The organism is Cellulophaga sp., assembly GCF_039943695.1.
GTDB lineage: Bacteria > Bacteroidota > Bacteroidia > Flavobacteriales > Flavobacteriaceae > Cellulophaga.
The window spans coordinates 1-8231 of record NZ_JBDVAA010000201.1 but is presented as its reverse complement, the minus strand read 5'-3'; the positions used below and the strand labels follow the sequence as shown (position 1 = coordinate 8231).

The following is an 8231-nucleotide window of genomic DNA, read 5'->3' as shown; positions in this document are numbered from 1 at the left end:
CCATTGCAGTATCTAATTCTGCTTTACAGGCTATTGGCTGTTTAGGAATGCGTGCTTGCGGTAGTAATAACTGTCCAGTTGGTATTGCTACTCAAAAAGAATCGTTACGTAGTAGATTAATTATTGACTCCTCAGCAAAGCAATTACACAATTATTTTGATGCAACAAACAATTTAATAAAAGTAGTAGCAAGAGCATGTGGTCACGATGATATTTCTAAGTTTAACTTTGATGATTTATCTACTTTTAATTATCATATGCATAAACTAACAGGTATTAACTACGCTGGTATTAACGCCTAAAAAGATAAAAAAATGGAAAAAATGATGCACTTAGCGGCACAATATTTAGCCGCAGCAGGAATAAGTTTTTTAGAGAAGAAGTCAGATGATAGTCATACTAATCTTGGTTTTTCAATTGAAAAACAACGTTTAGAAACGCATCCATTATCTTTAAACGGAGATATGTTGACCTTAAACTATGCTACATTTTCATTAGAATGGATTTTGCCTAAAGTAAACGCTTCTATTTTGTTAGACGGAAAAACACATCAGCAGGTATTGGAATGGCTACGTAATTCTTCAGAAACGTTTTTGGGAAAGAAATATACATATGATTTTCATTATAATCTACCGTATTCAATTGATAATTCTTTCATCTTTAAACTCAATGCTTCAAAATTAAAGGAGCTTACAGATTTAAGAACATTGACGCAATTAAGTATAGAGAAAACATTAGAAATGAATGGTTTGGAGTCTAGTATTCGAATTTGGCCACATCATTTTGATTCTGGTGCTTATGCCAGTTTAACCAAAGATATAGCTGTAGGTTTTGGCTTGGCTGTGCCAGATAGTATGGTTAACGAGCATTATTTTTATATTAGTGGCTACAAAGGTCACTCTGGGCTAGATACTTCTAAGTTTGATTCACTTTCATTAGGCGAATGGAAAAACGACGGATTTAAAGGAGCAGTGTTACCAACCACAAAAATTAATGAAGAGCAAGTGGTTAAGTTTTTTACTGAAGCCATAAATACCTATAAAAAATAAGCATGCAAGTAACTAGTCTTTCTTTAGACGCTTTTAAAGAAATGGATTATTGGGCTGTAGAAAAGTACAATTTGTCTGTTGTTCTAATGATGGAAAATGCGGGTTTACAATTGGCTAGGTTAGTGGCTAAAAGAGCAACAAAAAACTCTGTAGTTACTATTGGTATTGGTAATGGAAATAATGGCGGTGGTGGATTAGTAGCTGCACTTAGACTTGCTGCTTGGGGTTTTAATGTTAATTTAGATTTAGCGGTTTCTATCACTAAAGATTTACCTAAAGCACAATTAAAAAAAGCATTACTGTTTGGAGCAAAAGAGGGTATTCCTGAGAAGACAGATATTTGGGTAGATGCTTATTTGGGTTTTTCTCAAAGATTGCCATTGTCAGATGCTTTTATTAAGAGTATCGCATTAGCAAACACATCATCGGCATTTAAAATTTCTTTAGATATTCCTGTGGGTATTTCTAAAGATGGAGAACTATTTGGCTTTAAAGCAAACCAAATAATGACTTTGGCAGCTCCTAAAACTATACTAGAAAAATTGCCAAGTGGTGTAGAAGTGTTTGTAGCAGATATAGGAATTCCAAAGTCGGTTTATGAGCATTTTAATATTAAGATGCCTAATTTTAGTGAAAACCAACTGATATCTTTATAAAGTGATATGATAAACGATAAAGAAAAAGCGAAAGAAATTGATAAGCAATTACGAAAAGAATTGGGTATTGATAAAGAGAAGCTAAAAGAGCTAAAGAAAAAGCTTTTAAAAGTAGAGCCACGTTCTGAGCGCGGTGCAGAAACATTGTTTCGTTTGGTGTCTAAAAATCAGTATACCTTAAACACAATGATTGATAGAAAGTCTAATATTCTCATTTCTATTAATGCACTTATTCTTTCTATAACTTTAGGTACTGTACTTAACCAGTTAGATAAAGACCCGCATTTAATTTTTCCTGCTACAATTATGTTGCTTACCAACCTAATTTCTATAGGGTATGCTGTTTTTGCAACAAGACCAGAGCTTACACACGGTAGTAAAAGCACGAATAATTTATTGTTCTATGGCAATTTTAATACTATGAATGAAGAAGAATATACAGAAGAACTGACTAGTTTAATGTACAAAGGTGATGAGCTATATAAGACCATAGCAAGAGATACATTTCATTTGGGGAAGACCATTGATAGAAAATTTAAGCTTTTAAGATCCTCTTTTCACATTTTTTTAGTCGGCATTATTTTAGCCGTGATAGGTTTTATTGCTTGTCATTTAATGTTTGGTAATTACTTTGTCTAAAGCTTTTTTTTTATAATACCTTGTGGTCATTGTTATAGAATTTGACAAAATGTTGCCTGTATCAAGTAATGAGTTGTAAATAGGAACATACTTAGTCATTTATTATTAATAACTTTACAAGGTTTATAGGTCATAGTAATAATTTAATAAATTTAAATGAGGAGTAAAAGTCTGTTGTTTGTAATGTTATTGTGTTTTGTAACCGTGTCTGCACAAATATCAGATTTTGCAAGAATAGAATATAAAGTTTTACCTAGAGGTAGTTCTAATTTTGGTTACAGTCGTGCAAGAGCAGCCGTTAATTATCCAATAGAACTTAAGAATAGTAATTATTTATTATTAGGGTTAGACTACAGTAATATAGAAATGTCTTTTGACCCTGAAATAGCAGAGTTTAATTCAGACATTATTCAGGATTTTCAAATGCTAGAATTTAATTTAGCATACATTAAAAAATTAAAGAATGATTGGCGCTTGGGTGTGCGTTTTACACCAGGTTTTAGCTCTAATTTAGGTAGTAAAATTACTTTTGAGGATGCTGTTTTTGCAGGAGATGTCGTATTTATTAATGATAAAAGAGATGATACTACAATAGACAAACCCTACCGTTTAATAGTTGGAGTTTCATATTCTCAAAACAGAGGTATTTCCTTTCCTTTGCCTTTTATTAGTTATTACCGTAAGTTTCATCCAAAGTGGTCTTATAATTTAGGTGTTCCTAAGTCTAACATACAATATCATATCTCTAAAAAATCTAGACTAAAATTGGTAACAGAGTTAGATGGTTTTACTGCTAATATACAAGAAGGATTGCCCGTTAATAATGAAGAAGATTTAGCAAAAAAAATAAATGTATCTCTTATTTTAGGAGGATTGCGCTACGAGTTTAAAATAAAAGAGCACCTAGAACTTTTTTGTAATTTTTCTGGCGTACTTATGGAGGCAGCTGAGTTAAGAAATAAAGACAACGATAAGGTGTCTACCGTAGATAAAAAAAACACCATCTATTTTGGTACAGGAATACGTATTAGAAGATAGTTAATCTAAAAACATTTTAATGTCTTTATTGCTACCGTAAATTACTAAAATATCATCTTTGTTAAGTACATTATCTGGGTTGGCAACACCTTTAACTTTAGTGATATTTTTAGTTTTACCCACAATGCTTTTTACCTCTTTATTAGCTATTGTTGTTAAAACAAGCAAGTTATATTTTTTTCTAATATTAATTTCTCTAATGGTTTTACCATCGTATTTTAAAGGTAATTCTGCTTCAACAATACTAAAATCATCATTAAGTTCAAAAGAGTTTAAAACACCTTTTAAACATAGTTTTTTAGCCCATCTTTCTGCAGATTCTTCTTCTGGGTGTACAATTTCATCAATCCCAATAGCGTGTAAAACTTTTTCATGTAAAGAATCTATAGCTCTACTAATTAATCGTTTTACTTGTAAATTTTTAAATAAAGCAGTAGCCATAATGTTGGCACCTTTATTTTCGCCAATGGCAACAACAACCAAATCTGTATCTTTTAAAGGTAGTCCAGATACAGTGTGCTCATCTGTAGCATCCATACAAATACAATGAGATATACTTTCTTTGTACATATCTACACGGTTCATATTAGTATCTATACCAATAACCTCGTTACCTTGTTCTGTTAGTTTTATGGCAATAGAAGCACCAAAACTTCCTAATCCTACAATTATATATTTCATTTTAGTTTAATTTATAGTCAATTCTTCAGTTGGGTATTTGTAATTTCTGTGTTTGGTTTTTTTAACCAAAGCAATAAGTAGTGTAAGCATACTTACTCTACCAATAAACATTATGCCAATAATAACAAGTTTACTAGGCGCACTTAAATCCGCTGTAATACCAAGACTTAAGCCTGCAGTGCTGTAAGCGGAAAAGCACTCAAAGGCAATGTCTAACAGTTTTTTTTCGCTATCAAAAATAGAAACTAGTATAATTCCAGATCCTATAACTAATAGTGATAGGGATATAACAGCAAAAGCTCTACGTACAGAGACCTCTGCAATTTCTCTTCTAAAAACTTCTATTTTAGATTTACCTTTAGCTAAACTTAAAAAGTTAAGTGTGGCAATAGCAAAAGTATTTGTTTTTATACCACCCCCTGTAGATGATGGAGATGCACCAATCCACATTAGTAAAAAGATTAGCATAATGGTAGAAAAGTTTAAGGCAGACATATCTACTGTATTAAAACCAGCAGTTCTAGGTGTGGTAGCACCAAATAAAGCAGTTACAAACTTACCAATACCGCTATGTTCTTTTAACGTATTGTTATATTCATTAATATAAAAAATAATAGTACCAATAACCGTTAAGGAAATGGTTGTAACTAGTGTAATACGACTATTAATATTTAACACCCAAGGTTTATGAGTTTCTGTTTTTCCTGATAAATAAAATAATTTTCTAACAAAAAAGTACTTTAGGTATTTAATTAAATTTACGACTATAGGAAAACCCAATCCACCTAAAACAAAAGAAGCAATTAAAATGCTATGAAGCATATAATTGTGTTTAAACCCTGTTTGGTATAAACTATTTGATAACGTAGAAAAACCAGCGTTACAAAATGCAGAAATAGAATGAAAAAGAGAGAAAAAACAACGTTCAAAAAAAGAACTAAACAATGTTTTATCTACACTACTATAGATTAATAAAGTTGCTAAAATCTCTATAGAAAATGTAATTACTAAAATACGTTTAAGAGTAGAAAATACTTTTCCTAACTTAGAAGCACCAGTAATATCACTTAAAGAAAGCTGATTTTCATAACTAGCACTACCTTTAAAAAAATAACTAAAATAACTAGCAACGGTAAGTATACCAATACCACCTGCTTGTATAAGACATAATATTATGGCTTGCCCAAATGTGGTAAAATAACTGCCTGTATCTACAACAATTAAACCTGTAACGCAAACCGAACTAGTGGCCGTAAAAAGAGCATCTAAAAAAGAGATGCTGGTATAGGTTGCATTAGGTAACATTAACAACAATGTACCTATAAAAATAATACCTAAAAAGCTAATTATAAAAAGCTGTGCCGGATTAAATACGGTACGTTTATAGTTTACATTTTGCTCTGAAAATTCTCTTATAAAAGTTAGTATAATCGCAAATTTAACCCACGTGTCATTATATAAAAAAGAAATATGTTTGTGTGCTTCTTCGCCTAAAAAATGAGCATATAAAATGGTTAAGGTGATAAGTATTGTAGCACTATCAAAAATAAGAACGCCATGTTTTATAGTCTTATGTCGCTTAATATAGCGTAACAGTGTGGCTAAAATACCTAATGTTATAACTATAAAGTAGTAGACATTAAAAACGTACTGTAATTGCGGAGATTTGTTATACCCAAAATCTATAACAAAAAGGAACAAACCAATTACACTACATATAAAAGTAATACGGTATAGTTGTTTAAAGTACTGTTTGTAATTATTTAAAAAATTCAAAATGAGTAGTAGATTTATTTTAAATATTTATAACAAAGGTAAAACTTAAAAAATCTAGTAGTCTTAATAAAAAACTAAATTATAAAATCACTATTTACAGGGAAGATCTAGAGTAATTGTTACATTATATTTGTTGTTATGGATATTGGATTTAAAGAGATTGTTATTGGTATTTTAGTTTTACTTGTTGTATTATTTTACACATTAAAATATAAATATATGCTGTCTGAGAAAATGGCAACCAAAAATTTAAATGCTTTTTTAAATGCGAATTATGGTACTACATTAAAACACAAAGATTTATATAGGTTTTTTAATACAGCAACTATGAATCCTAATTGTTTTAAGGCTGTAATTTATGAAGTTGAAAATCCAAAAATAGAAATGTATTTAACTTTTGATGCGGGAAAAATTGCAGATCAAAAAGATGTTAAATCTATGTATCCAGACGGTTTGTCTTTTCATCAATCTTATATACAAAAACAAGAAGTGGTAGCATCACAAGCTGTAATAGAAGATAAAATGTTAGCTCTAGGAGTTAGTTTAAAATGGAGCTATGATGTTGTTGAGCTGGTTTTTGATGAAGAATACTCAGAAACAGAAATAGCACAGAAAGAACAGTATTTTTTAGATTTATTTAGTAAAGAAGACACAGATAAATTTGGTTATTACCATAGTTTTAATTTAAAATTAATGTTTTTAAATGATACCTATGCTGGCTTAATACATCATATAGAAAAAGAGCACAGTGAGTGGGTACTAAAAGATATAAAACTTAATAAAGATGAAGTTGGTTTTAAATCTATAGATGAAGATGTTAAAACAACAATACATAGGTATTTGAAAGAGACACAGCCTAAATTAATACTAAGTAATTATTTTGAGACATTGGTAAACAAGTCCGACTTTAATAGGGTTATTTGGGTAGAGTATACAGAGGAGAAAAGAACAAAAATAGAAATAGAAGAGGCTAAAAAAGGAGTATATGTATCACCAATAAATGGTTATGTTGTTGTTTATTGGAATATTTATAAAAAACAGGCGCAACACATTGCGTTTATGCCTCTAAAAGAACATCTTACCAGAGTAGAAATTTTAGAGATAGAAAAAGAAAAATTATTATAATTATATTGTTTTACAAAAACCCTTTTAACAATTTTTATGTTTTAAAGACTTAAACCATAATTCTTTTTTGGAGTCCAAATAGTAATTAACTTTAAAATATAGAGATTATGGATTTTAAAATTAAAAAAATAGTTGTTGCTGCTTTAGTTGTATTTTTTATTGCATTTTCTGCTAATGCGCAACGTAGGTCATCTAAAAAAGCAGTAACCAAAACAACAGTAACTAAAACTAAGGTTGTTTACAAAACTCCAAAACCTAAAGTAAGAGTTGTACGTACGTTACCAGCAAAAACAGTTGTGGTAAAAAGAAACGGAGTAAATTACCACTATGCTAATGGTAATTATTACAGACATAATAATGGGCGTTATGTTGCTGTTACGCCACCAATAGGATTAAAAATAAAAACAATACCTACAGGATATAGAAAAGTAGTAATTAGAAATAAACCATATTATTATTTTGGGGGTACTTTTTACATAAAATCTGGTAGTAATTATAAAGTGGTAGAAGCTCCTACAGACGCTATTGTTTATAGTTTACCAGATGAGGCAGACGCTGTTTATATAGATAATAAAGAATACTATAGTTACGACGGTAAACTGTATGAGATTGTAATTACACCAAATGGTAAAGCATTTAAAGTTGTGGGTAATTTATAGTTTTTCAGTTTAACTTTTTAAAATAGTAAAAGCCTCAATATTAATTATATTGAGGCTTTTTTATACATATCATTTATTAATTAAAAACAATAGCTGTCTTGTTTTTTATGCTGTAGTTGGCAGCTTCAAAAAGTGTTAGCCAAACTATTTTTTCTATCCAAAAATCACCTTGATTATCAATGGTTTTATAGAGTGTTTCTTTGTTTTGTACTTCTAAATTTTCATTTAGTTGTACACCTAACTTTTTTGCAACGCTTTTTAAATCTGTTAACAAACCATAAGAAGAACCAATCATAGCTCCAGGCACGTTAATTTCTTCTGTATCAAAAATTACATCTTCCAAATCTATAGGAATGTAATACCCTGCGCAGTCTGAGTGAACTAAAAGGTGACTATAAAACATAGATGATTCTTCTTCTACAATAGCATCTGCTGCAGGATCTAAATTTTTATCAAAAGGAGTAGGAGTCCAATTTTCATCATTCATATGATACGCAAAAAATCGTCTTAAATAATGAAGAAAAGAATAAGGGAAACCGCCAATATGTATAGGCTCTACATCTAATTTGTCTGGTTCTATGTGTGGTTTATAGCCATTTAATTCTAGT

The 8231-nt window shown here is 30.2% G+C and carries 10 protein-coding genes; 7 read left to right on the top strand and 3 right to left on the bottom strand.

What is annotated here, in order from left to right:
• From ABJD66_RS14635 to ABJD66_RS14615, 5 genes are all read left to right on the top strand, one after another.
• Positions 1-302 (top strand): glutamate synthase-related protein (locus ABJD66_RS14635; RefSeq protein WP_348132964.1); only part of this gene is annotated, 302 nt, incomplete at its 5' end.
• Positions 303-323: 21 nt separating this feature from the next.
• The gene (locus ABJD66_RS14630) at positions 324-1049 is read left to right on the top strand and encodes a hypothetical protein (protein ID WP_348132961.1); all 726 of its coding nucleotides are present in this window, start codon (positions 324-326) and stop codon (positions 1047-1049) included.
• A 2-nt stretch (positions 1050-1051) separates the two neighbouring features.
• Positions 1052-1705, top strand: coding sequence for an NAD(P)H-hydrate epimerase (locus ABJD66_RS14625; protein WP_348132958.1), 654 nt, complete (start codon positions 1052-1054; stop codon positions 1703-1705).
• Between the two features lie 6 nt (positions 1706-1711).
• Positions 1712-2344: a Pycsar system effector family protein gene (locus ABJD66_RS14620; protein ID WP_100895679.1), complete on the top strand. Its 633-nt coding sequence runs from the start codon at positions 1712-1714 to the stop codon at positions 2342-2344.
• Between the two features lie 156 nt (positions 2345-2500).
• Positions 2501-3382, top strand: a complete 882-nt coding sequence (locus ABJD66_RS14615) for a DUF6268 family outer membrane beta-barrel protein (protein WP_157811122.1) — start codon at positions 2501-2503, stop codon at positions 3380-3382.
• Here the strand turns inward: ABJD66_RS14615 and ABJD66_RS14610 are convergent, their stop codons facing one another.
• Positions 3383-4063 (bottom strand): TrkA family potassium uptake protein, encoded by a 681-nt coding sequence (locus ABJD66_RS14610; RefSeq protein WP_100895681.1) that lies wholly within the window; start codon positions 4061-4063, stop codon positions 3383-3385.
• Between the two features lie 6 nt (positions 4064-4069).
• Positions 4070-5839: a potassium transporter TrkG gene (locus tag ABJD66_RS14605; RefSeq protein WP_348132953.1), complete on the bottom strand. Its 1770-nt coding sequence runs from the start codon at positions 5837-5839 to the stop codon at positions 4070-4072.
• A gap of 138 nt (positions 5840-5977) precedes the next feature.
• On the opposite strand from ABJD66_RS14605, the gene ABJD66_RS14600 reads away from it, so the two are divergent.
• Positions 5978-6964: a hypothetical protein gene (locus ABJD66_RS14600; protein ID WP_348132950.1), complete on the top strand. Its 987-nt coding sequence runs from the start codon at positions 5978-5980 to the stop codon at positions 6962-6964.
• A gap of 107 nt (positions 6965-7071) precedes the next feature.
• Positions 7072-7623 carry a DUF6515 family protein gene (locus ABJD66_RS14595; protein ID WP_303541510.1) on the top strand — a complete coding sequence of 184 codons (552 nt, stop codon included), beginning with the start codon at positions 7072-7074 and terminating at the stop codon, positions 7621-7623.
• Between the two features lie 76 nt (positions 7624-7699).
• Here ABJD66_RS14595 and ABJD66_RS14590 read toward each other — a convergent pair.
• Positions 7700-8231, bottom strand: a 532-nt coding sequence (locus ABJD66_RS14590) for a hypothetical protein (protein ID WP_348132947.1), incomplete at its 5' end; no start/stop codon positions are given.

Coding starts and splice junctions, on each gene's coding strand:
- ABJD66_RS14625 (WP_348132958.1), top strand. CDS start 1,052: ATGCAAGTAACTAGTCTTTCTTTAGACGCTTTTAAAGAAATGGATTAT.
- ABJD66_RS14595 (WP_303541510.1), top strand. CDS start 7,072: ATGGATTTTAAAATTAAAAAAATAGTTGTTGCTGCTTTAGTTGTATTT.
- ABJD66_RS14615 (WP_157811122.1), top strand. CDS start 2,501: ATGAGGAGTAAAAGTCTGTTGTTTGTAATGTTATTGTGTTTTGTAACC.
- ABJD66_RS14600 (WP_348132950.1), top strand. CDS start 5,978: ATGGATATTGGATTTAAAGAGATTGTTATTGGTATTTTAGTTTTACTT.
- ABJD66_RS14610 (WP_100895681.1), bottom strand. CDS start 4,063: ATGAAATATATAATTGTAGGATTAGGAAGTTTTGGTGCTTCTATTGCC.
- ABJD66_RS14620 (WP_100895679.1), top strand. CDS start 1,712: ATGATAAACGATAAAGAAAAAGCGAAAGAAATTGATAAGCAATTACGA.
- ABJD66_RS14630 (WP_348132961.1), top strand. CDS start 324: ATGATGCACTTAGCGGCACAATATTTAGCCGCAGCAGGAATAAGTTTT.